The sequence below is a fragment of the Moraxella sp. CTOTU48841 genome (assembly GCF_032061225.1).
Classification (GTDB): domain Bacteria; phylum Pseudomonadota; class Gammaproteobacteria; order Pseudomonadales; family Moraxellaceae; genus Faucicola; species Faucicola cinerea.
This window is the reverse complement of sequence record NZ_DAMBFQ010000010.1, coordinates 47833-73083: the sequence shown is the minus strand read 5'-3', so window position 1 is coordinate 73083 and position 25251 is coordinate 47833. Positions and strand designations below refer to the sequence as shown.

Below are 25251 nucleotides of genomic sequence, written 5' to 3'. Positions count from 1 at the left end.
TATTTTTGTTATCTGACCAATTTGTTAATTTTTCTAACGGATATCTAAGGTATAAGTATTTACCACAATCTGCAAGCTTTTTTAACTGCCATACCTCATCAATTAAAGATTGCTATCGTTTATTAAGTCTGTGATGTAGCTTAACTACATTGCCCATAATCAAAATCGCTGGGGCGGGCAAGTTCGCCTCACGTTGTTTTGCCACGATGGTCTCAAGCGTGCCTGTCAATACTTGCTGATGCGGCAAGCTGGCATTGGACACAATCGCAATCGGTGTACTTGGGTTTTTTCCTGCGTTAATCAAACCACTCGTCAGTTTATCCAGCTGCTTTAACCCCATATAAAAAACCACGGTTTGGTTATCATCAAGCCAGCTGGCAAAGTCTTCATTGATGGTATCTGTCTTAAGAGAGGCGGTGACGAACTTGACAGAGTGCGCATACGCACGGTGAGTCAATGGAATACCGGCACAGCTTGCTGCCGCGGTGGCTGCGGTAATGCCAGGCACGACTTCAAACTCAATCCCAGCGGCAACCAATTGCTCGGCTTCTTCGCCGCCACGCCCAAATACATACGGGTCGCCACCTTTGAGACGTAACACGCGTTTTCCTTGCTGCGCCTGTTCCACGAGTAGCTCATTGATTTTTTCTTGCCTTACCGCATGATCACTGGCTTTTTTGCCGACGTAGATTTTGGTGGCATCACGCCTGCATAGATCGAGAATCTGCGCTGAAACCAAATTATCATAAAATACCACATCCGCTTGTTGCATCAATCGTAGCGCTTTAAAGGTTAGCAAATCAGGATCGCCTGCCCCTGCGCCCACAATATACACTTTGCCAAGCTTTGCTTTATCTGTCGGCTGGTTGTTGACGTGCTGCTGTAGCAAAGTTTCAAGTTGGCTTTTAGCTTTGCTTAGGCTATTTGTATTGCCTTCAAATACCGATTCTGCGACTTGTCCTTCAAAGGCTTGCTCCCAAAACTTGCGTCTAGCCGTCACATTGGGCAATGCAGCTTTCACTTTATCGCGAAATTTACCGGCCAGCCCTGCCAATTCGCCATACTGCGGTGGCACGACTGTTTCGATTTTGGCTCGCAGCAGTCTTGCCAGCACTGGTGCTTTACCTGCACTGGACACTGCAATGGTAATCGGATTGCGGTCAACGATAGCAGGAAAGATAAAGGTACATAGCGGTGGATTATCGACGACATTGACTGGGATAAAACGGGCTTCACAGTCATGAAAAATCTGCGCATTCACCGTTTCATCATCGGTACAAGCAATGACAATGGTTTGTTTATCCAAATATTTTTGGTGATAAACATCATTAATCAATTGATGACGAGAATCGCTAAATTGCGCGGTGAGCCTTGGCTCATAGCTGGGTGCGACAAAGGTGATAGTAGCACCCGCTTTATCAAGCAAATCCGCTTTACGCAGTGCCACTTCCCCACCGCCAACCACGAGTACAGGGCGATTTTCTAATTTAAAAAATAGCGGTAAGGTATTCATAGACATTCTCAACATTAGATAGTGACAAGAACAATTAAGCTGAACCGAAGTTCAGCTTAACATTTTCATACATACTGCCGATCAAAAATTATAATTGTGTGTGTAGACCACATTCACGGTTCTCTTCAACTTTGGTTGGGTCAAAGTAGTCATGTTCATTTGGCAAATCATGCTCTTTTAAGTAAGCTTCTAAGTCATCTTCTGACCAATGGAACAATGGCGCTACTTTTAACACGCCGTCTTTGCTTTCTGACAACACGTCAAGCGATTGACGAAATTCTGTTTGGTCTTTACGAATCGCATTAATCCATACATCAGGGGCAATTTCTTTTAACGCACGTCCAAATGGCTCAAGTTTAACTTGCTCAGTGAATTTTGCGTGCGCTGGGTTGTTCACGCTAGGTACACCATTGAACTCGACATCACGCCAAGCTGCGGTTTGTTGCGGCAAGTAGGTAATCACGTTTAAGTTTAGGCGTTTAATCAAATCTTGGGCGTGGCGATAAGTCGCTTCCGTGTTGTAGCCAGAATCGACGAACAATACTTTGATATCAGGACGTTGTTTGGCAACCATCTCTAACAGTACCACTTCATAAGGGCGAAAGTTGGTAGTGATGATAGGATTACTACCTTGTGCCAGTGCCCAAGCAATGATTTCTTCTGGGGTTTTGCCGTTCAATTCTGCATTGGCTTTGTCTAGGTCGATATTTAATTTATTGCTCATTGGATTTCCTAATGTTTTATGGTCAAAAATTGGGATACGCTATGCTAATCAATTATGCGATGTTTAAAAAATGATTTTTAATGATATTATTATGAAAATTTAGAATTAACAAATTAACTTGAAATGCAAAAACCAGAAGTTAGAAACGACAAGGTAGCACCTGGCTAACATTAAAAAAGCGAACCCTTAGATTCGCTCAATCTTGGCATGATTCAATAATTAATTGGCAAAAATCGGTAATTGCGTCACACTGCGGCCTGTATAACGGTGTTTGATATCGACAAAATAATCAAACCAACTGGGGTTAAAATCGCTGTCATTAATATCAAACTCATTAAATCCTACTTCGGTAAGTAGCTGCAACGTATCTGGCAAGATATCACCGCTAGCGCGCAACACAATAGCGGGGTTATAACTGGGGTGTTGCTGGATTTTTTGCGCCAAACTATAACCGCGTCCATCACGAAAACCATGAAAATCAATCACAATCACGGACAATAGCGGCATCACTTTGACAAAGTCCTGTTGCAAAAACTGATAATCACTAGCGCCCGATAAAATAATACCCAGTTTTTTATCGCCCAACCGATTGGATAATGCTACCAAATCATCCACTTCTAGCTGCGGTTTTGGTGGATTTTTCTCGCTAAATTCGACAGGGCGATAGTCCACCAAAATTTCAGTGATATCTAAGGCATACTGGGATGGGTCGATATGCTCGATTTTTTGCTCATGAATACTCACGCTCACTGACTTTACATTATCAATCACTTGGCTTTGGTTAATGAGTGCCATGGCTTATCCCTCCACCGGCTGTTCTGATTTGTCACGATATACATACTCTTTAAATGGCTCAATGCCGATACGATCAACAACTTCGGCAAATGTTTCACTACCAAAATCGGTATCCGCCGCTTGACGGTATTTAAGATAGACTTGCAGGATATCATCCACTGTCGCCGCAACCGCATCGACAGGTACGGATTTACCCAAAATATCGCCTAATTTGGCGTTTTGACCCGATCTACCACCAAGCGAGATTTGGTACCAATGCTCGCCCTTTTTATCCACACCCAAGATACCGATATCTGCAACATGATGATGCGCACAGGCATTCATACAGCCTGACATATTTAGACGAATCTCACCAATATCATGGACAAAGTCTGCATCTTGGAAATATTGATTGACTTGGTTGACGATATTTAAGGTGCTAGCATTGGCCAATGAGCAATAGTCAAAGCCTGGGCATGAGATAATATCCGTCAATAAGCCAATATTTGGGCGGGCCAGGTCGTATTGTTTGAGCACCTGATAGACGTCATATACTTCTTCAAGTTTGACATCCGTGAGCACCAAGTTTTGATGATGGGTGCCGCGCACTTCACCAAAGCTGTATTTATCCGCCAAATCAGCCACCACGCGCATTTGGGTGGCGGTGATATCGCCAGTGTCTTGCATAAAGTGTTTCAGTGAGATAATCACCACGTGATAGCCTTTGACTTTATGCTCGCGGGTATTTTGGTTAAACCAACGCACAAACTCGCTATCTTCAAACTGGGCAGCCAGTTTGTCTTGGCTAGCTTGCAATTGTTGTTGGCTAAATGTTTGGTACGCTGGCTGTGGAAAGTAGGTTTTGGCGTGTTCAATTTGCGCAGCCGTCAGTGTTAACGCACCGTCTTTATTGTGTTTTTGCCAATCTTCTTCCACGATTCGTGAAAACTCTTCGGCGCCCATACTTTCTACCAAAATCTTGATACGGGCTTTGTATTTGTTGTCACGGCGACCATATTGGTTGTAGATACGTAAGATGGCATCTAAATAAGAGAGTAAATGGCGTTCAGGTAAAAACGGACGAATCACTTTACCAATCACAGGGGTGCGCCCTAGACCACCGCCCACAATCACTTCAAAGCCAATGTCACCTGCGTCATTTTTGACGACATGCAGGCCAATGTCATGCAGCTGAGTCGCGGCACGGTCTGATCGGGTACCGATAACCGCGATTTTAAATTTACGCGGTAAATAGGTAAATTCTGGGTGAAACGTTGACCATTGGCGGATGATTTCACAATACGGGCGCGGATCGGCAATTTCATCAGCCGTCACACCGGCAAACTGGTCGGTAGTAGTATTGCGGATACAGTTACCTGAGGTTTGAATCGCATGCATTTGTACCGATGCCAATTCTGCCAAAATATCGGGCACTTCTTCTAATTTTGGCCAGTTAAATTGCATATTGGTACGGGTGGTGATATGACCATAGCCACGGTCGTATTTTTCGCTGATGTCGGCAAGTTTACGCAGTTGATACGTCGCAAGCAGACCATAAGGAATCGCCACGCGAAGCATCGGCGCATGACGCTGAATATATAGACCGTTCATCAGGCGTAATGGCAAGTACGCTTCTTCACTGAGCTCGCCAGCCAAAAAACGTCGGGTTTGGTCGCGAAACTGCTCGACCCGATCATCTACCAATTGTTGGTCAATTGCGTTGTATTTATACATGCGGATTCCTATGTCACTAAGACAAATTCTAATTACAAAGTGAATTTAAAACTTTTAGCTTTTGCAGCTATTTCAACTGGGTGAAATTTTAACCTGCCTATCATAAATGCCCAAGGGGTTTTTAGTAAATTCCATTTTTACATAAATATATCGAATTACTGCATTTATTATTGCGAACTGCAATATTCTATTATACGCTACCTTAATTTTTTTGAACCGTCTGTTTTTTTGACAGGTTAATTTTGACCCGCTAATATAGGAAATCCGATGAGCCAAAGCGCCACTTCAACTCTCCATTCTCTAAGCCAACTGGTCCCACCACACGGTAGTGACACATTAAAAGAAAAATTACTCCAAGGCGATGCGCTAACCGCTGCCCAGCAAAAAGCCAAAAATCTGCCAAAAATCCAAATCAGCTCCCGTGAAGCCGGTGATTTGATTATGCTCGGTATTGGCGGCTTTACCCCGCTAGATGGTTTTATGAACCAAGCAGACTGGCAAAGCGTATGTGACAATATGCATTTAACCACTGGCGACAATGCGGGCGTGTTTTGGCCCATTCCTATTACCCTATCGACCGATACTGCCACTGCCGATACGCTAAATCTAGGCGATGACATTGCGCTGGAATACCAAGGCGAAATCATGGGGATTTTGACCTTAAGCGAAAAATACCGCATTGATAAAGCGCACGAATGCCAAACTGTCTTTGGCACCACAGAACTTGAGCATCCCGGCGTTGCCATGGTGATGGCGCAAGGTGATGTCAACCTAGCGGGCGATGTGGTGGTGTTAAGTGAAGGCGAATTCCCGAGCAAATATGGTGATATCTACCTGACCCCGGCACAAACCCGTGACATCTTTACTCAAAATGGCTGGAAAACCGTCGCTGCCTTCCAAACCCGTAACCCGATGCACCGCTCACATGAATACCTTGCCAAAATCGCCATTGAAATCTGTGATGGCGTACTCATTCATTCATTGCTTGGCGCATTAAAACCTGGGGATATTCCTGCAGATGTACGCCAAGAAGCCATTGGTACATTAATCGACCATTACTTCCGTAAAGACACCGTCATCCAAGCAGGCTATCCACTGGATATGCGCTATGCAGGTCCGCGTGAAGCGTTACTACATGCCTTATTCCGTCAAAACTATGGTTGTAGCCATTTGATTGTCGGGCGTGACCATGCAGGCGTGGGTGATTACTATGGCGCGTTTGATGCGCAGCATATTTTTGATACACTTAAACCGAATGATTTAATTACCCAACCGTTAAAAATTGACTGGACATTCTGGTGTGACGCTTGTGACTCGATGGCATCGACCAAAACGTGTCCACACGATGCCAGCCATCATGTCAAAGTCTCAGGTACCAAATTGCGTAAAGCCTTATCGGAAGGGGAAGACGTGCCTGATAACTTCAGCCGTCCAGAAGTGTTAGCGGTACTTCGTAACTACTATGAAGGCTTAGAAGATCATCAAAAACATAAAGTTGAGCTAACCGGTCACTCTGCAAAATAATTATTGCGCGGTTTAACGCTTATTAATCGATAAAAAGGGTATGTCATAATACCCTTTTTTTTATCCAACATTTAGCAAAAAAATTTGCAATAAATAGAAAAGAAGCACGCGGCTTCTTTTTTTATTGCTTAACTAAGCTAAATTTAATTAAGGCTAAATTTAACTAAGCTAAATCACATATTCGACGTGCGAATCTTGCAGAAAATTGGCAACAAAATGATTCGAGGGATGATTGACTAGCGTCTCATAATCCCCAATTTGCACGATTTGACCTTGGTTCATCACCACAATTTCATCGGATAATTCTGCCGCTTCCTCTTGGTCATGGGTCACTAAAATACTGGTGACACCAAGCTCATGATGAATTGAGCGCAGCCAAGCGCGTAATTCTTTACGTACCTTGGCATCGAGTGCGCCAAATGGCTCATCGAGTAACAACAGCTTTGGCTCTACCGCCAACGCACGCGCCAATGCAATACGCTGACGCTGCCCGCCTGAGAGTTGATGCGGGTATTTTTTTGCGGTTTGGGATAGTTGCACGAGCTCCAGCAGATAATTGACCTTTTTGCTGATTTCCGCGTTGCTTAAGCGTTTGTTTTTTGGCATGACGGTCAAGCCAAACGCCACGTTATCAAACACGGTCATATGGCGAAATAACGCGTAATGCTGGAACATAAAGCCGATATGACGCTGCTGGACAGGGACATCGGTCACATCTTCACCATCAAATAAAATACGCCCCGTATCGGCAAGCTCAAGCCCTGCGATGATACGCAGTAAGGTTGTCTTACCACAGCCTGAAGGTCCCAAGAGCGAGGTTAATTTGCCCGTCGGTACGGTTAAATTAATCGGTTGTAGTGCAGTAAATTGACCAAACTGTTTGGTGATATCACGGATTTCAATACTCATGGTATTCTCTTAACTTTTTTACTTTTTAAATTGCATCAATGTTATTCATCATTGCCAGACTGACGTTTAGTCAACGCCTGCTGCACGATTAAGGTAACGAGCGCCAACAACGCCAACAAACTCGACAACGCAAACGCCGCCGTCATGTTGTATTCATTGTAAGCAATCTCAACCAATAGCGGCATGGTATTGGTTTCACCGCGGATATGACCTGAGACCACACTCACCGCGCCAAACTCACCCATCGCACGGGCATTGGTCAAAATAATACCGTATAGCAATGCCCATTTGATATTGGGCAGCGTCACCCGCCAAAACATTTGCCAGCCTGAGGCACCGAGTGTTAATGCCGCTTGCTCTTCACTACTGCCTTGCGACTGCATCAGCGGAATCACTTCACGCGCCACAAATGGAAAAGTCACAAACATGGTGGCAAGCACGATACCAGGAATGGCAAAAATCACTTGAAAACCAAAGTATTCTAGCCAGCCACCAAGCCACGTATTGGCGCCCAGTAGTGCCACAAACATCAAGCCTGCGACCACAGGTGACACCGAAAATGGCAAATCTAGCAGCGTGGTGAGGAATTGTTTACCTTTAAAATCAAATCGGGTCAATAGCCAGGCTAATGCAATCCCAATCACCGTATTAATCGGCACCACAATCAGTGCCGTAATCAAAGTAAGCTTGATGGCCGATAATGCCTCGTGATCGGTCAAGGCAGCCACATACAACTGCCAGCCAGATTTTAAGGCTTCATAAAACACTGATATCAGCGGAATCACTAGCATCAGCGTCATAAACGCCACCGCAATGCCAATTAAGGTATAACGTAGCCATTTTGGCTCACGGGTTGCGGCTTGGGTTTGGTAAGGATATTGGCTGCTGTCTATCATACACTTGCCCCGCCCATACGTTTGGTAAATAGCCACTGCAAGGCATTAATGGCAAATAAAATCACAAACGAAATCATCAACATAAACAAAGCAACCGCAGCAGCGCCTTGCACATCAAAACTTTCAAGCTTACCAATAATGATTAACGGTAAAATCTCAGACTTCATCGGTAAATTACCCGCAATAAAAATCACCGAGCCATACTCCCCCGTCGCCCGCGCAAACATCATGCCCGAGCCCATCAGCAAGGCAGGATATAACTCTGGCAAGATGACCCGTCTAAAAGTTGTCAATCTACCAGCGCCTAGCACCGATGCCGCCTCTTCATATTCTGGCGACAGCTCCGCAAGCACAGGTTGCACCGCACGCACAATAAACGGCAAACTCACCACAATCAGCGCCAACCAAATACCAATGGGAGTAAAAGCAATTTTAATGCCGAATGGCGCAAAAAACTGCCCGATTAAACCATTGGGCGCATATAACGTTGCTAGCGAAATACCCATTACCGCCGTTGGCAAGGCAAAGGGCAAATCCACCAGCGCATTTAAAATCGACTTTCCCCAAAACTCATAGCGCACCAACACCCATGCAATCAGCGTACCAAACACCAAATTGGTCAATGTCGCTAGCAATGACATTTTTAGTGACAGTTCAATCGCTGCCTTGACGCGCGGCTCGGTAATGGTTTTGATAAACCCTGCCACGCCAATATCGGCGGCCGTCATTACCATTGCCACAAATGGCAACAGCACGATAATCGACAATGCCAACACACTAATGCCCAAACTCAAATTAAAAAACGGCATGATATGGCGCTTTTTATTGCGTTTTAAGGGTGAAATGGGTGTTTTAGGCTGATTGTTTGATGTTAAATCGGCTTGATGGTTAGCATTGATGCTTGCCATGCAGGACTTCCTTTACTAATAATCGGTAGGCAACGTCAGAATTTAGAATAATAAACATAGAAAAATAAAAATTCAAAAATAAAGATACAAAAAGCTCTGTAACCAAAATCTTAAGCACGGCTATAGTACCATCTCATTTTGATTTTCCAAACTATATTTATGCGCTTTAAATATTCTTAGCTAGAATAAAAAACCAGAGCCGAACTCTGGTTTTGTTAGCTAAAACAGCGAGCTATTTTGCTGCAGGTGCCGATGCTATGGTGCTCGTTGGGCTGGCTAGTTGATCAAAGACACCCCCATCTTTGAAGTATTTGGTCATGATATCCGTCCAGCTACCAAATTCGGCATTGGGACTAAAGGTGGTAAGCGCGGGTAATTTATCTTGATTTTTAGCCAGTACCGCCGCATCGCTTGGGCGAAGATATAAATCTGCCGCCAATTGCTGGGCAGGCTCGCTCCATAAATAATCAAGATACGCTTTCGCTGCATCGTTGGTGCCTTTTTTATCGGTCACTGATTTGACAATCGCCACAGGGTTTTCTGCTGATATAGTGTAGCTTGGATAGACAATTTGCACATCGCCTTTACCAAACTGTTTAACCGCGAGATTGGCTTCATTTTCAAAGGTGACTAACACATCGCCAATTTGACGTTGTAAGAACGTCGTAGTCGCCGCACGCCCACCATTTTCATACACCGGCACGTTTTTGAGCAACTCTTTGACAAAGTTTTTGGTTTTGCTTTCATCTTTATTAAAACTATGTAAGCCGTAGCCATACGCGCCTAAGAAAGCATAACGCCCATTACCCGTGGTTTTTGGATTGGCAAGTACGATTTGTACGCCTGGTTTTGCCAAATCAGACCAGTCTTTGATTTGTTTTGGGTTGTCTTTACGCACCAAAAACACGATGGCACTGGTATAAGGGACTGCTTTGTTTGGGAATTGGCTTTGCCAATCTTGTGCCACCAAGCCTTTTTTCACCAACAGCTCTACATCTGAGCCTTGATTCATACTCACTACGTCCGCTTGCAGACCGTTGGCAACTGCGAGCGCTTGTTTGCTAGATCCGCCATGCGATTGCTGGATATCAATGGTTTTACCGCTATTTTTGGCTTCGTAGTCTTTGATAAACAGTGGATTGTAGGTTTTATAAAAGTCACGCGCGACGTCATAGGAGACATTGAGCAGTTTAATACCGCCTTTATCGCTCGCACCTGCATTTGATTGCGTGGCGGCTTGACCTGAAGCGGCTTGTTGGTCTTGCTGGGTGGGCGCACGTGAACAGCCCGCCAGGCTCACGCCTAATAACGCTAGACTTGATAGCACGGCTACGGTTTTGTGTTGAACATTAACAGTCATCATGGTCACCCCTCATCTCAATGTATAAAAATCAATATATAATGTTAAATGTTAAATTCATTCATACTATTTTACAAAAAAAGTGTCGTCAAGCAAAAACAATATTATTCTGTATCCATATTCCACTTCTGAATATTACATTATAAAATATAATGTAATATTTAAAATTAACAGCTTAACAGGCTCTATCAAACCTGAATCACACCTAAATCACAAATGTCACGTTGTCAGCGTTATCATTTTCGCCTACAATTTTATTTTTAGTTAACAAGAATACTCCATGGCAAAAGCTTCCAAAACCGTTATCAAATCAATTGAAGATCAGCTCGCACGACTGGATATGCAAACCACTCCATTAAATCAGGCTGATGACGTGTTTTTGGCGCTGCTTGACGATAGTGAGGATGACAATAAAGCAACTGCAAAGCGTGGCAGTGTTGATAACTTAAGCGTTGATAACTTAAGAGATTGTGACTTTAGCGAACAATTAGCCATTCAAGTCCGCGACAGCCAACTGCAACAGGCATTAAGCGATACTATATTGTCACTGAGCGATTATCTATCCGCTGTGCAGTTGGTGATTAGTGAAACGTTTGCCCATACCGTTTGGGTGAAAGCTGAAATCCGTAGTCTGTCAGCCAAAGGCGGTCACTATTATTTTGAATTGGCGGATAAAGATATGGAGGGCAAAGTCACCGCCAGCTGCCGCGGCACGCTATGGCGTGGTCAAGCAGCCAAAGTACTGTCAAAGTTTGAAAAAAACACTGGCATGAGCCTTGAGCGAGGCTTGAATGTATTGCTCAAAGTATCAGCCACGTTCCATGCCCAATATGGCTTTTCGCTAAACATCGTCGATATCGACCCCACTTACACCCTGGGCGATTTGGCAAAGCAATACCAAATGATTTTAACCAGATTGTATGAAGAAGGGCTACTTGACCTCAATCAATCGCTTCCTATGCCGTTTGATATTGAGCATGTGCTCGTCATCGCGCCTGAAAAAGCCGCAGGGTTGGGCGATTTTCGCGCGGATGCCGATAGGCTCGCTAGCACAGGGGCATGTATTTTTCATTATGAGCACGCCACCTTTCAAGGCAATCACGCCCCTGAAGACATCCGTCAAGCCATCATTAAAGGCATGAAAAATCTGAGCAAGCAGCATATTACTGCAGATTTGATAGTGATTATCCGGGGTGGTGGCGCGGTGGGCGATTTGGCCTATCTCAATGATTACGAACTTGCCGCGCTAGTGGCAGAGCAGCCGATACCGGTCTGGGTTGGCATTGGTCATGAGCGCGACCGCGTCATGCTAGATGAAGTGGCACATCAAAGTTTTGATACCCCATCCAAAGTTATTGCAGGCATTCGCAATCATCTACTCACTATTACCCAAGGTGCCAAACAACACTTTTTGACCATCGAGCAAATTGCTAAATCCAGCATCATGCAGGCACGCCGTGATAGCGAACAACAACTTACCAAGATACAATCGGCAGCGCAGCGACAATTATCTGCCGCTAAACTTGCCATGGACAACCAATTTGTACAGATTCGCCAACTTGCCTATCAGCAAATCACCACGGCTCGTCAATCGACCGATCGACTGCGTGAGATGACATTGTTACAGCACCCGTCAACCGTATTAACCCGTGGTTATGCGATTATCAGAACCTCCCATCCTGCATTAAATACGGTGATGACTTCAATTGCCCAAGCTGAACCCAATTCAACCATAACTATTGAACTACAAGATGGCTATCTACAAGCCACCGTCAATGCTAAACACCCAAAAAACTGACCTATCTACCAACAGGAACAACCATGACCGAGCCAACCGATTTTAAAAGCGCCTATGAGGTGCTAAAAACAAATGCACAGCGCTTGCAAAATAGCCAAGAGCCCAACATCGATGCGCTGATGACTATTGTAGAGCAGTCCATTGACGCCTATAAAGTATGCCAAGCGCGGATTGATGCCGTTGAAGCCTCGCTTAATCAAGCATTTGAAACAGACTAAGTTTCAATAAAGCAGAAAAGCAGAATGAAAAAGCCACTATCGAAGGATAATGGCTTTTTTATGTTGGGCATTTAAATTTCTACTTTGGCACCCATTTCTACCACATTGTTGCTAGGAAGTTTTAGAAACTCAGCGGCGGTACCGGCATTACGGTGCATATGCGCAAACAATTTTTCACGCCATAATGCCATACCTTTGATGCTTTCAGATGCCACCACTGCTTCATGGGATAAGAAATAACTCACCTTGGCAGGGTCGAAATCAAAGTTAAATTGCTGAATGTGTTTGAGTGAATCTGGCACATCAGGGTCATTTTTAAAGCCAAAATTGAGCACCACCTTCCAGCAATTGTGTCCCAAATAGGTGACTTCACTACGCTTGCTGAGACCCACCCAAGGGGTTTCTAAGGTATTAACGGTGACAAAGATATTGTATTCATGCAAGCATTTATTGTGCTTTAAGTTTTGTTTCAACGCCACGGGTACGATATCGACTTCAGACACCATAAATACGGCAATGCCTTTGATTTTTTTGATATTTTCAAAGAGCACTTGGCAGCGCTGGTTGATTAAGATTTTCTCTTGCAGTAACGCTTGCTGATTTTGCAGCTCTTGGATATTCTCAAGTGGCGCGTTTTCAATATCTTGGGTCAGCTTTTCTAATTTGCCTTGCGTTGACTCCAAGGCTATTTGTAAGCGTTTATTGGTAAAACTGCCAAACAAGTCATCCAAGAAATTTTTTAAGTTAATTTGTCTGGTGGTATGGGCAATTCTCACCAAGTTACGCCCATCTCGCCAAGTCATCATTAACACAAACATGACGCCCCCTAACAACAATGGGAACCAGCCGCCTTTGAGGAGCTTCAGCAGATTTGACGCCCAAAACAAGAAATCCACCACAAAGAACAATGAAGTCGCGGCAATACACAGTAGCAAAGGGTATTTCCACGCATAGCGAATCACAAAGAAGGTCAATATCGTGGTAATCAGCATATCCGTACAAACCGCAATACCATAAGCGGCGGCTAACGCACCCGATGATTTGAACATCACCACAGCAAACGCAATGGCGATAAATAAGCCCCAGTTAATCGCTGGAATATAGACCTGACCCACTTCTTTAACATTGGTATACACAATACGCATACGCGGTAAAAAGCCCAGTTGCACCGCTTGTTTGGTGATACTAAACGCCCCAGAAATCAGCGCTTGTGACGCAATCACCGTCGCTAAAGTTGCCATCACCACCATGGGGATACGCATGGCATCTGGAATCATCAAAAAGAAGGGATTGGATTTGCCATCAGGATTGGCCAGTAAAAATGCGCCTTGACCAAAATAATTGAGCAGCAAGGCGGGCATGACAATGGAAAACCAGGCGATACGAATCGGTTTTTTGCCAAAATGCCCCATATCGGCATACAAGGCTTCACCGCCTGTCACACACAACACAACTGCCCCCAAGATGATAAAGGCGAGTGTCGGATTGGTCATCACAAACTGATAAGCATAGATGGGGTTGATGGCTTGCAAGATTTCGACATTGTGCTGGATATGATAAACCCCAATACCAGCAATCAACAAAAACCACAGCACCATCACAGGTCCAAATAGCTTGCCGATACCTTTGGTACCAAATTTTTGCACAAAAAACAGTAAGAACAAAATGGTCAGCGTGGCAGGAATTACCACACTATGCAGCCGTGGCGATACCACCGTTAAACCTTCTACTGCCGATAGCACCGAGATGGATGGGGTAATCACCCCATCACCATAAAACAAGCAAGTACCAAATATCCCCATGGTCATGATGACTGCGTGCAATTTTGGGCGATGTCGCACCGCGCTTGATGCCAAGGCGAGCATCGCAATCAGACCACCTTCCCCTTTATTGTCGGCGCGTAGCACCAACGAGATGTACTTGAGACTGACGATGATGGTGATAGTCCATACAAATAACGACAGCACCCCATAGATATTGGCAACATTAAAGGCGACATGACCAGAATTAAAGACTTCTTTTACTGAATACAGTACACTGGTACCGATATCGCCATAAACGACCCCGATTGCCCCTAATGTCAGTGCAGGAACCGAGGTTTTAGCATGTGCTTTACTCATAAATTAACGACGCAATTTGATAAGATGGATTATTATAAGTCGAATTATAAAATTGCGGTTAAATTATATTTTGTAACCAAAGTTATCTATGTACTTGACGATAGTAACATTTTATCAGCGTCAATTTGAGCACAGCAGCTTAAACCTTTATTTTTAATGGTGAAATGGCGGTTTGGCAAGCCAAATCATACCAATCAATAACAAGAACACCAAGCCAAACAGATAAAAGACCTCATTCGAGCCAATAATCAGCGCCTGTTGGTTAATATTTTGGTTGATGAGCGCCAGCGTTTGCTCATAACTCATGCCAGACGCTTGCAGGCTGTTTGACCACGCATCAAAATTGGAATTTTGGGTGATACTTTCGGTCAAATAAGTATGCGCATGATTGCTGCGTCTTTCCCACACAGTCATCACCATTGAAGCGCCAATTCCGCCCGCCAAGGTTCTCACAAAGGTAAAAATCCCTGTCGCTGCCGCCATTTTATCATGCGAAATGTTGGAGAGCGCAATGGTAGTTAAGGGCATAAAAAACATGGCGGTACCCAGTCCTTGGATAAACTGCGGCCAAAACACATCCCAAAATGTCATCTGCGGATTAAAATCACTGCGCCATACAAAGGTCGCACAATAGATTAAAAAACTTAACGTCACCAAGATGCGCATATCGATGTTTCGCGCATATTTACCGATTAAGGGCGTCAACAACACCGGAAAAATACCAATCGGTGCCGCTGCCAACCCTGCCCAAACCGCGGTATAACCCATGGTTTGCTGCAGCATGACGGGCAGTAGCACAATGGCGCCCATATATAGCAAAAATGCCAAGCTAATCACCAATGTGCCAATGGTAAAATTGCGGTCTTGAAAAATCGACAAATCAATAATTGGATGTTCTTCACCGCGCTCCCAAATTATCAAATAACTCAAACATAAAACGCTAATGATGGCTAAAGCAATAATTTCAGGGGAAGCGAACCAATCGAGCTCACGCCCTCGATCCAAGAAAAACTGCAGTGCACCCACCCCGACAATCATCAAAACAAGGCCTACTTTATCAATATCAGTCTTGATAACAGGTGTTTCGCGGTTTTTAAGTTGTTGCCATGCCAAAATAATGGCGACAATACCAATCGGAATATTGATAAAAAATATCCAGCCCCAGTGATAGTTGTCGCAGATATAGCCACCCAAAATCGGGCCTAATATCGGCGCGGTGACGACCACCATAGCAAACAATCCAAGCGCCATCGCCCGTTTTTCAAGCGGAAAAGACTGTAATAATAGACTTTGTGCCAGTGGAATCATCGGACCTGCTACTGCGCCTTGCGCTACCCTGGCAATAATCAGCATCGTCAAACTATGCGACACCCCACATAGCCATGAACAAAACACAAATAAACTTGCCGACACCAAAAACACTTTGACCGAGCCATACTGACGAGCCAACCACCCTGTGAGTGGAATAGATATCGCGTTGGAAACAGCAAACATGGTAATCACCCATGTACCTTGCGAGGTCGCCGCACCCAAATCCCCTGCGATGGTCGGTAATGCCACATTGGCAATGGTCGAATCGAGCACCATCATAAACACCGCCATCGATAGGGCAAATGTCACAATCGCAAGTGGCATCCCTGATAAAGGCGCGGGTTGATTTAGCTGACTACGGGCTGGACTACTAGCCGCTGCCTGCTTCGTATCCATAGTGGGTGAAATTGCTTCCGCCATTTTTCACCTCATGATTGGTTTTGCTGGATGATTTGTTGGATAATTTTGGTCGCGCCTGACATATCGATTTGCGGCTGCAGCTGGGCAACCGGTTTGTTGCTAGCGGTCGCGGTAGCCACCTGCGGTTTGCCTTGTTGGTCTCGGCTATCAAGCTCGGCATGCATACTCAGCCCCACGCGTAGCGGATGCTGTTGTAACTCTTTGCTATCGAGTGCAATTCGTACAGGCAGACGCTGGGTGACTTTGATCCAGTTACCGGTGGCGTTTTGGGCAGGCAAAACCGAGAACGCACTGCCCGTCCCTGCTGATAAGCCAATCACTTTGCCATGATAAATAACCTCTTTACCATAGATATCTGATGTTAAATTCACCGCTTGACCTAGGTGAATATCTTTAATTTGGCTTTCTTTAAAATTGGCATCGACCCACAAATCATGTAACGGCACAATCACCATCAAAGGCGTGCCTGCGCTGATTTTTTGACCTAATTGCACACCGCGTTTGGCAATTTGCCCATCGATGGGCGCCACGATCTGGGTACGGTTGAGATTGAGCCAAGCGGTTTGGATATTTGCTATCGCGGTTTGCACCGCAGGTTGTGACAGTACATCATTTTTACCCAGATTGGCGATTGTCACATTGCGCTGCGCTTGGGCAGTCACAACCGCAGAGCGAGCGGTGGCTTGCTTGGCAACTGCCGCGTCGAGCTGGGCTTGGGCTTTTTTGACAGTGTCGGCAGCATGCTGGACTTCTTCTTGCGATACCGCTTGACTTGCCATCAAAGCGGCGCGGCGTTGATAGTCAGATTGTGCCGCAAGCAGCGCAATTTTCGCCGATTCAATTTGTGATTGCACTTCATTCATCGCAGTTTGCGCTTGCGAGATATTGACATCAGCTTGTTGGATGGTTGCGGTTTGGGTTTTGTACTGTCTGATTGCTGTGCGCAATTGTGCCTTGGCGGTTTCAAGGGCTAAGCCATTATCCGCTTGATCTAACGCCACCAAGGTTTGCCCGGCTTTGACCATATCCGTGTCATTGACCCCAATTGCTGTCACCGTTCCCGATATTTGCGCGTTGATTTGTACTTGGTTGCCGCTCACATAGGCGTCTTCGGTACTGACTTGGTAGCGCCATTGGGTGAAGTATAGCCATAACGTCACCGCAGCAATCGCTAAAACAATCAAGGTAAATAACAATAGGTTTTTTTTACGTTTGGATTTGGCGGGGCGTTGGGTTGTGTTATGCGTAGATTCTGGGGTCGGTGCTGGTTCAGGGCTATCATCAACCCCAGTCGGCATGGTTTCAGCCATTTTTTCGTCCTTATCGCTAAACTTGAGTGGCAAAATCTAAAAAATCCGACGGTTGACAGACGGATTTATGCTAGAAAATACCTCGATTATGTAATTTAATATGCTTAATGGGTGGCAATATAAAACTATCCTAAACAGCCTTCAAGCATCAAATAAAACATAAATGTTGCATAAGAATACAGTTAGGTAGATAATGTTGTTTATTGTAAAAATTTTGCGCGATTCGTCCGATTGCTAAAATTTAAAGGCTAAGACATAAAGCGTAAGATAAAGAGCGTAAGGATACCAAGAAGCGATGAACGAAAATGATTTACGGGTCATTAAGACTGAACAACATATCGAGCAAGCTTTTCTGGCATTACTGCAGCAGAAACCTTACCGCGCCATCACCGTCCAAGATATTTTAGATACTGCAGCGATCAACCGCTCAACCTTTTATCGTCATTACGCCAGTAAAGAGGCGTTGGCAGAGAAAATGGTGAGTAATTTTCGCCAAGTGTATGAGAAGTTTTTAACTGAACGCTTTAGTGTCGCCAGTCAAGAAAATTTACTGATGTGTTTGGAACAATTTTGGGCGTTTATACACGCGCAAAAACAACGCATACTGGCTTTTTGGCAAATCAAAACCCCCAATATCCATTTATATGATGATATGTATGCGTTAATCAAACAAAATTATATTGAGCATGCCAAGCGTCATGGACGCCCAGGCGACTTGGAGTTTCAAGGGCATACGTATGCAGGGATTATATTAAATAATTTAAGTTACTGCCTACAGCAAGACCACCAAATGTCACTCGAGGATATTCGTAGCAATATACAACTGATGGTGCAGACAGTGTCTATACAGTAATCTCTCATCACCATAATTTACAATAACCTCGATACGCTCATTAGCAGCCAGTTTTAAGCGCTAAAACTAGATTTAGGATTTTTTACCGACTAAATCAATTACCCAAAGCTCCGCTTGCGAGCCCAGTCGAAACGGCACACCCCAAAAACCATACCCCGAGCTTACAATCACATCGGTATTGTTGATACGTTCATAGCCGTAACCCAAACGATTTAAGAATTTGACAATGAAATTGGCAGGAAATATTTGCCCATTATGGGTATGTCCAGACACTTGCAAATCAATCGGTAATTGTACGTTTTGTTCAATCTCATTGGGCTCATGGTCAAGTAAAATAATCGGCTTATCCGTATTTGACGGCATTAAGTCCTTGGTCGTTTTACGATAACTGGCATGATTATCCAGCCTTCCTACCAACCAAAACTGATTATCAACCAACACTTTATCATCTGCCAATAAGGTGATATTGGCTTTTTGGATCGCATCGCGAATCTCGCCTTCATGCCCATACATATCATGATTACCTAGCGTGGCATACGCGCCCATTGGCACTGCACTTGCTAGTTGCTGTAGTGCTGGTTGCATATTTTGCGAGGTATAGTAATCAACATTATCATCCATGATATCGCCAGGCATGAGCAGCAGTTGCACGTCCTGTGCTTTTACCATATCGGTTAATCGGTTAATTTGCCGCTCACCGACCATTAGACCCAAATGCAAGTCTGAAACCATCCCAATCCGAATCGGTTTGGCAAGTGGCTGATTAGCAGTCAAGCTGATATGACGAATGGTGGGTGTATAAGCATTATAAATACCCATCAACACCATGCCAAAAAACACCAGCGGCAACAAAATGCGTTCCCCGTAGATTTGATAACTCACGGCATTAAAAAATTGCGGAGCAACTTTCATCAACACCAAATTGATAATACCCACCGCCACCATCGACATGATGACAAACCACAAAATAGTCAGCCAAGTCATAGACAGCTTAAGCCCAAAGCTCGTCAATCGTGCGATGCCAAATACCAATAACGCATTACTCATCACAAATAGACTAATCATCAAATAACGAGAAGACCGATCGGATAACCAAGACCCTGCCCACCACTGCAGCCCCCGCCCTGCCCCATAAGTAAACAATTCAAACAACAATACAATGACGGTCAGAAATATCCAACGCATACCAGCCCCAAATTTTTTATCATAAGTAAAGGTTATATAAAGAATGTTTGTGAATTTACAATGTCGCTTTATCTATTAAAGTCAATCAGTGAATTTGAAAAAATCAATTAATATAATTTGCCCATTAAAAAACCCAACTTACGAGAATAAGTTGGGTTTTTTCGATATCGGCTCATCCGATAACGGTATTGTGGCAGGTTTATTGATTTTTAACAAGCAATAAATTTGCTATAATAACGCTTTTGGCACTTTTAAAAATTATGACTTATTCAACTGCTGTTAATTTATCTGATATCGCGAGCCCTGCCCAAACCCGCGTCATTGTGGGGATGTCAGGGGGCGTTGATTCTTCTGTCACCGCTGTTTTGCTCAAACAAGCGGGCTTTGACGTTGAAGGCTTGTTTATGAAAAACTGGGAAGAAGATGACGGTACCGAATATTGTACCGCCATGACTGACCTTGCCGATGCGCAAGCGGTGGCGGATAAAATCGGTATTAAACTGCATACCGCCAACTTTGCCATGGAATATTGGGATCGCGTATTTGAGCATTTTTTGGCGGAATATAGCGCCGGTCGCACCCCAAATCCTGATATTTTATGCAACAAAGAAGTCAAGTTTAAAGCCTTTTTGGATTATGCGTTAACCTTGGGGGCGGATTATATTGCCACCGGTCACTATGCGCGCCGCGGTTTTAGCGATGAAAATGGCAAAGCGCCACTACTGCGCGGACTTGATAACAATAAAGACCAAAGCTATTTTCTGCACGCGGTGGCAGGCGATAAAATCGCCAAAACCTTGTTCCCTGTGGGTGAGTTAGAAAAACCTGAAGTACGCCGTATTGCCGAGCAGTATGATTTAGCGACAGCGAAGAAAAAAGACTCTACGGGTATTTGCTTTATCGGCGAGCGACGCTTTAAAGACTTTTTACAGCAATATTTGCCCGCTCAAAAAGGCGATATCTATACCGATGATGGCAAAAAAATCGGCACCCACGATGGCTTAATGTATTACACACTTGGTCAACGTGGCGGTATTGGTATTGGTGGGGTCAAAGATAGAGATGAGGCGCCTTGGTTTGTGTTGCACAAAGACTTGGATAATAATCGCCTGATTGTCGGTCAAGGGCATGACCATCCGATGTTACAATCCAATGAATTGACTGCTTATAAGCTTGACTGGGTGGTTGATGCACCCACCCAATTGTTTACTGCTCAAGGTTATCGCTGTACCGCCAAAACCCGCTATCGTCAGCCCGATCAAGCCTGTACAGTTTTTGCCCTTGATGAAACGGGTGACACCATAAAAGTGGTGTTTGACGAGCCACAGCGCGCGGTGACACCGGGTCAGTCTTGTGTGTTTTATCAAGATGACATCTGTTTAGGCGGTGGCGTGATTCAGACCATTGATGCCCCTACTAGCCTGGCGGAAGTTTAAAGTTTAAAGTTTAATATACACTAAGACACAAACAGCGCAAATTGATATCATTTGCGCTTTTTTTATACCCTGTTGATTAAGAAAAGTTTGCGGCTAGGCGTTTGTTCCACCCTGCTTTTTTTCGTAGGTAGCCAATTCCCCAGCAGCTTAAATAAATCACAAATGAAATGGTAGTGATATAGGGTGAAATCGGCAGCCCAGGTCCTAACGACAGTAATATCCCGCCGACCCCAGCGGTGATGGCAAACAGCATGGACAACAAATAGACATAGATAGGTCTAGCCGTCACTTGACTTGCCGCTGCCGCAGGCGTGATGAGTAACGATAATAACAGCAATGCACCGACAAACTGCACACTTACCGCCACCACAAGACTCAGCGCAAACATAAACAGCAAGGATAAAAATGTTAAATTCAAATGCTGCGCTTGGGCAACTTGCGGGTCAACTGCGGCAAATAACATACGCTGACCAAATATGGCAATGATTGATAGCACAATCACCGCGACCACTAGCATTGACTGCAATTCAGTGGGCGTGATTGCAACAATCTGCCCGGTTAATAAGCCAAATTTATTGGAGGAGCGACCTTGATACAAGGATAAAAACAACACCCCGAGCCCAAGCCCGAATGGCAACAAAATACCCACCACTGAGTTGCGGTTTTTGCCATCAATACCCATGATACCCAGCACCATGCCAGCCGTCACCGCCCCAATGACGGCGCCTAGCGTCACTGAAGACCCTAACCATAAGGCACACGCCGCCCCTGCAAATGACAGCTCTGCTGTCCCATGCACGGCAAACGCCATATCCCGTGCCTGTACCATCGGTCCAATGAATCCCGCCATCACACCCAACAATACCGCAGCCACAATGGATGTTGATACCAAGGGCAACAGCTCAGCAAAGTTATCAAAATTGATGATGGTATGTAGCCAAGTCGTGAGCAGCATGTAATTTCCAAAAGTTAAAAAACCATCGAATGTGATGGCTTGTTTTTGATTGAAGCAAATAAATTAGCGAAATCGATTGATTAAGTCGATACCACCGAGGTTGGCAGTGGCATTTTCAAGGCGCAGCACTTTATCTACCAAAGGTATAATCGGTTCGAGTTCATGACTAATCATCAAAATCGCGGTATGATGCGCCTGTTTGCGATGGGCTAAAATATCACTGACCACATATTGGCTTGCCACATCAAGGCTCAGCAGCGGCTCATCCATCAACAAAACATCAGGCTCAGCGACCAAGGCTTGGGCGATACGCATGCGCTGCTGCTCACCACCCGAGAGCATGGTAAGCGGCGCATCACAAAATGACTCACCGCCGACTTCCGCAATGGCTTTATCCACCAAATATTTTTTTTGTTTTGCTGTCTGCCAAAAACCACCCAAGGTTTTTTTGGGGCTAAACAGACCAAACAGATAATTTTCCCCATCCAGCCCTAGCTGCACCAAGTCCCTACCCCGAATCGGTAGTTTTGGCGCAAAGTCTTTGAGCTGAGGCACATAGCCCACTCGAATATCTTTGCCAAGCGTGATTGAACCACTTGATAGTGGCACAAGTTTGAGTAAACTTCGCAGCAGTGTGGTCTTGCCTGTCCCATTGGCGCCAAGCAATGCCACAAATTCACCCGATAAAATCGAAAAATTGACATCCTGCCAGAGCAGACGTTGTCCAAAGTGCATACTGCCATCTTTGACTTGCAAAACGACTTGCTGTGATTGGGGCAGTTTGACAAACGATTGGCAATGAATGGCCTGCGCAAACTGCCGCTCGCTATTGGCTATTTTGGTGGTTGACATGGGCATGGTGGCTACTTCTTCATCCTAACGGCAAGATGCTAATGACAAGATCCTAAAGGCAAGGATGGTTGATTGGCAATATCACATTGCAAAAAATCTGGGCTAAAAATTAAGCATTATAAGCGATAACCAGCCAATACTATACCAATTAACGCAAATTTTTCCCCAAATGCGTTAATGGGTAATCTAAAATTTTTAGGCTAGTTAAAATTAGCGCGTCGCTGCCGCAAAATCATCCAGAGTTTTTTCAATAAATTGCGTATAGCTTGTCACGCCATCGGGAAGGGTTTCATAGACCGCCACAACTGGGACTGTTGATGCCTTCGCCAATGTGATTAGTTGCTTTGAGGTAGCATCCTCGGTCTGGGCATTGACCACCAACAAACCGACTTGTTTATTGCTCAGCAGGCTTTTGCTGTCATTGAGCACTTTGACCGACACCCCTGCATCCGTCTCTGATTGAACGACATAGGCTTTTGGTGTCACATCCTTGATGCCCATATCGGCTAGCAAATACCCGATGACAGGCTCAGTAGCAAAGGCAGTGATGGCTTTTTGCTGTCCGATTTGTTGGGCTTTGACTTTAAGCGCATCAATTTGCTGGATAAAGTGTTGGGTATTTTTTGCATAAATTGCTTGATTGGCAGGTGATGTTGCAGCCAATTGCTTGTTGACCGCTTCAGCCACTTTTTTTGCTGTATCGAGGGAGAAAAACACGTGCTCATTGAAGTCACCGTGCGAGTGACCATGTACTTCACTATGCCCTTCACTGGGCACGTGAGGATGATCTGATGGCTGCGGATCAGCGGTCTTTATTTCGTGTTGGGTATCGTGTTGGTGTTGTTCACTGGCAGACTCATCTGCCGCATTGTCCGTGTTAGCCGACAGTCCTGAAAGTGCTACGGCATTAATCACTACAGGTTTGTGACTTACCGACTGAGCTAAGCTCATACCCCAATCATCATACCCGCCACCGTTGACCAGCATAACAGCGGATTTGGTGATATTAAGCTTGTCGGTCGCTGTGGCTTGATAATCATGCGGATCTTGTGATAAATCATTGACCCCCACAATCACATTAACTTTATCCCCCCCGACCGCTTTAGCCACCGAACCCCACACATTGGTAGTGGCATACACCGTGGGTAATTGGGTATTAATAACGGTGTTTGATGAGACTGTTGTAGCTGAGCTATTTGATGCGGATTGATTTGAGGCTGATTGCGTTGAAGTGGATTGATTATCAGTTTGCTTTTGGCAGCCTGTTAATCCCCCCAATAGGCTCATCGTCAATGTTACCCCTGCAATTGTGGGGGTTTTTAGTAGCCTTAGTAGTAGCAAAGGTCGGCTAAAAAAAGCATATTTGTTAATCAATGCGTTTATCATGCTGGGTCGCCAAATCAAGTATTGAGAATATTAAAATGTTATATTATAACATTTTAATGGTGTTCTCAAGGTAGCTCAAGGATTTATGCTGCCTTGGATTTCATCTATCGCAGCTTTAAATTCAACTATTTGCGCTCACCTTTTTATGCCATAATAAATTTATCACCTTGCTGTATGGTTCACAGGCAAATCGGTTGTTATTTTCTACGCTTTACGCCTGTCAGCACTTTTTTGTATGACCCACTCTCACAGGATGTTTTTATGAAACAATTTTTCGCACCTTGTCTGGTACTTGCCAGTATGTTGGGCACAACATTTGCCCACGCAGCCTCTATGCCAGTGGATACCAATGCCCGCTTTAAACTGGGGTTAAACGCGTCTATCAATCATTATGCGTACGACAAGGACAATGATGTTACTATCATGCCACAGGCATTTTATGACAACAATCGACTCTACATTGAAGGCAGTGAAGCGGGTTATTATCCCTACAAAGATGCAAAAAACGAATGGCGATTGACTGCAAGCTACGATAGCCGTTCATTTGATCCAGACGATGCGAGCACAGCGGCGTTAAAAGGACTCGATGAGCGTAAATGGTCTGCTATGGTGGGCACTAGCTATATGCGCATAACCCCGTATGGTGGCTTTAAAGCACAACTGGAAACTGATGCGTTAGGCCGCAGTGATGGTACCAGCGCAAAAGTGGCGCACTTGAGCAGATTTAAAGCAATGGATGATAAAATCACCATTTATCCTGAGTTAGGACTGCAGTGGTACAATGATAAGTACAACAACTACTACTTTGGTGTTTCTGAGCAAGAATCGCTACGCACCGGGATAAAAGCTTATAACGCTGATAGTAGCGTTACCCCCTATGTCAATGTCAGTGCCAGTTACGCCATTTCACCACGCTGGAGTGCGTTTATCAGTCAGCATTTAGAATATTTGAGCGATGAGCAAAAAGACAGCCCACTGGTTGATAACCGTGTCGATAGCAAAACTAAAATTGGCTTTAATTATCAATTTTAAAGCTTAGCTTGCCCATAAAAAGCGCAAATTGTT

Annotated in this window: 20 protein-coding genes and 1 pseudogene; 6 read left to right on the top strand and 15 right to left on the bottom strand. The window is 44.7% G+C overall.

Annotation, left to right across the window (positions count from 1 at the left end; translation table 11 throughout):
- Positions 1-112: 112 nt before the first annotated feature.
- The 4 genes from cysG to RT034_RS09470 all read right to left on the bottom strand — a co-directional run bounded on the left by cysG (position 113) and on the right by RT034_RS09470 (position 4745).
- On the bottom strand, positions 113-1513 hold the full coding sequence (gene cysG / locus RT034_RS09485) for a siroheme synthase CysG (protein ID WP_313016137.1): 1401 nt from the start codon (positions 1511-1513) through the stop codon (positions 113-115).
- A gap of 88 nt (positions 1514-1601) precedes the next feature.
- Entirely contained in the window at positions 1602-2237 is a 636-nt protein-coding gene (locus RT034_RS09480) for a phosphoadenosine phosphosulfate reductase domain-containing protein (protein WP_219332841.1), read from the bottom strand.
- 219 nt (positions 2238-2456) lie between these two features.
- On the bottom strand, positions 2457-3032 hold the full coding sequence (locus RT034_RS09475; protein WP_313016133.1) for a DUF934 domain-containing protein: 576 nt from the start codon (positions 3030-3032) through the stop codon (positions 2457-2459).
- A 3-nt stretch (positions 3033-3035) separates the two neighbouring features.
- Positions 3036-4745, bottom strand: coding sequence for a nitrite/sulfite reductase (locus RT034_RS09470; RefSeq protein WP_313016131.1), 1710 nt, complete (start codon positions 4743-4745; stop codon positions 3036-3038).
- A gap of 267 nt (positions 4746-5012) precedes the next feature.
- Here RT034_RS09470 and sat point away from each other — a divergent pair, with 267 nt between their 5' ends.
- Positions 5013-6269, top strand: a complete 1257-nt coding sequence (gene sat / locus RT034_RS09465; protein WP_313016129.1) for a sulfate adenylyltransferase — start codon at positions 5013-5015, stop codon at positions 6267-6269.
- A 198-nt stretch (positions 6270-6467) separates the two neighbouring features.
- Here sat and RT034_RS09460 read toward each other — a convergent pair.
- The 4 genes and pseudogenes from RT034_RS09460 to RT034_RS09445 form a co-directional block, all read right to left on the bottom strand.
- Positions 6468-7178: pseudogene (locus RT034_RS09460) on the bottom strand (sulfate/molybdate ABC transporter ATP-binding protein); the annotation flags it as partial.
- 41 nt (positions 7179-7219) lie between these two features.
- The gene (gene cysW, locus RT034_RS09455) at positions 7220-8074 is read right to left on the bottom strand and encodes a sulfate ABC transporter permease subunit CysW (protein ID WP_224053998.1); all 855 of its coding nucleotides are present in this window, start codon (positions 8072-8074) and stop codon (positions 7220-7222) included.
- A complete protein-coding gene (gene cysT, locus RT034_RS09450) occupies positions 8071-8982 on the bottom strand; it encodes a sulfate ABC transporter permease subunit CysT (RefSeq protein WP_409566365.1) in 912 nt (303 codons plus the stop codon). The genes cysW and cysT overlap by 4 nt, the downstream gene beginning before the upstream one ends.
- A 232-nt stretch (positions 8983-9214) precedes the next feature.
- The gene (locus tag RT034_RS09445; RefSeq protein WP_313016128.1) at positions 9215-10345 is read right to left on the bottom strand and encodes a sulfate ABC transporter substrate-binding protein; all 1131 of its coding nucleotides are present in this window, start codon (positions 10343-10345) and stop codon (positions 9215-9217) included.
- Between the two features lie 277 nt (positions 10346-10622).
- Between RT034_RS09445 and xseA the strand changes: the two genes are divergently transcribed.
- Both xseA and xseB read left to right on the top strand, forming a co-directional pair.
- Positions 10623-12140 carry an exodeoxyribonuclease VII large subunit gene (gene xseA, locus RT034_RS09440; protein WP_313016127.1) on the top strand — a complete coding sequence of 506 codons (1518 nt, stop codon included), beginning with the start codon at positions 10623-10625 and terminating at the stop codon, positions 12138-12140.
- Positions 12141-12163: 23 nt separating this feature from the next.
- The gene (xseB, locus tag RT034_RS09435) at positions 12164-12358 is read left to right on the top strand and encodes an exodeoxyribonuclease VII small subunit (protein WP_172460490.1); all 195 of its coding nucleotides are present in this window, start codon (positions 12164-12166) and stop codon (positions 12356-12358) included.
- A 71-nt stretch (positions 12359-12429) separates the two neighbouring features.
- Here xseB and RT034_RS09430 read toward each other — a convergent pair whose 3' ends face one another.
- The 3 genes from RT034_RS09430 to RT034_RS09420 form a co-directional block, all read right to left on the bottom strand.
- Entirely contained in the window at positions 12430-14478 is a 2049-nt protein-coding gene (locus RT034_RS09430) for a potassium transporter Kup (protein WP_313016126.1), read from the bottom strand.
- Between the two features lie 153 nt (positions 14479-14631).
- Complete coding sequence (locus RT034_RS09425) at positions 14632-16209, bottom strand: DHA2 family efflux MFS transporter permease subunit (protein WP_313016125.1); 1578 nt, start codon at positions 16207-16209, stop codon at positions 14632-14634.
- Positions 16210-16217: 8 nt separating this feature from the next.
- Complete coding sequence (locus RT034_RS09420; protein WP_313016124.1) at positions 16218-17519, bottom strand: HlyD family efflux transporter periplasmic adaptor subunit; 1302 nt, start codon at positions 17517-17519, stop codon at positions 16218-16220.
- Between the two features lie 295 nt (positions 17520-17814).
- Here RT034_RS09420 and RT034_RS09415 point away from each other — a divergent pair, with 295 nt between their 5' ends.
- Entirely contained in the window at positions 17815-18372 is a 558-nt protein-coding gene (locus RT034_RS09415) for a TetR/AcrR family transcriptional regulator (RefSeq protein ID WP_313016123.1), read from the top strand.
- Between the two features lie 72 nt (positions 18373-18444).
- Here the strand turns inward: RT034_RS09415 and RT034_RS09410 are convergent, their stop codons facing one another.
- Positions 18445-19557, bottom strand: coding sequence for a metallophosphoesterase (locus RT034_RS09410; RefSeq protein WP_313016122.1), 1113 nt, complete (start codon positions 19555-19557; stop codon positions 18445-18447).
- A 260-nt stretch (positions 19558-19817) separates the two neighbouring features.
- Here RT034_RS09410 and mnmA point away from each other — a divergent pair, with 260 nt between their 5' ends.
- Complete coding sequence (gene mnmA, locus RT034_RS09405; RefSeq protein WP_313016121.1) at positions 19818-20993, top strand: tRNA 2-thiouridine(34) synthase MnmA; 1176 nt, start codon at positions 19818-19820, stop codon at positions 20991-20993.
- A gap of 76 nt (positions 20994-21069) precedes the next feature.
- Here mnmA and RT034_RS09400 read toward each other — a convergent pair whose 3' ends face one another.
- From RT034_RS09400 to RT034_RS09390, 3 genes are all read right to left on the bottom strand, one after another.
- Positions 21070-21948: a metal ABC transporter permease gene (locus RT034_RS09400; protein ID WP_313016120.1), complete on the bottom strand. Its 879-nt coding sequence runs from the start codon at positions 21946-21948 to the stop codon at positions 21070-21072.
- Between the two features lie 63 nt (positions 21949-22011).
- Entirely contained in the window at positions 22012-22806 is a 795-nt protein-coding gene (locus RT034_RS09395) for a metal ABC transporter ATP-binding protein (RefSeq protein ID WP_313016119.1), read from the bottom strand.
- A 204-nt stretch (positions 22807-23010) separates the two neighbouring features.
- On the bottom strand, positions 23011-24186 hold the full coding sequence (locus tag RT034_RS09390) for a metal ABC transporter solute-binding protein, Zn/Mn family (RefSeq protein ID WP_313016118.1): 1176 nt from the start codon (positions 24184-24186) through the stop codon (positions 23011-23013).
- A 261-nt stretch (positions 24187-24447) separates the two neighbouring features.
- On the opposite strand from RT034_RS09390, the gene RT034_RS09385 reads away from it, so the two are divergent.
- Positions 24448-25218 (top strand): MipA/OmpV family protein, encoded by a 771-nt coding sequence (locus tag RT034_RS09385; RefSeq protein WP_313016117.1) that lies wholly within the window; start codon positions 24448-24450, stop codon positions 25216-25218.
- Positions 25219-25251: the final 33 nt, after the last annotated feature.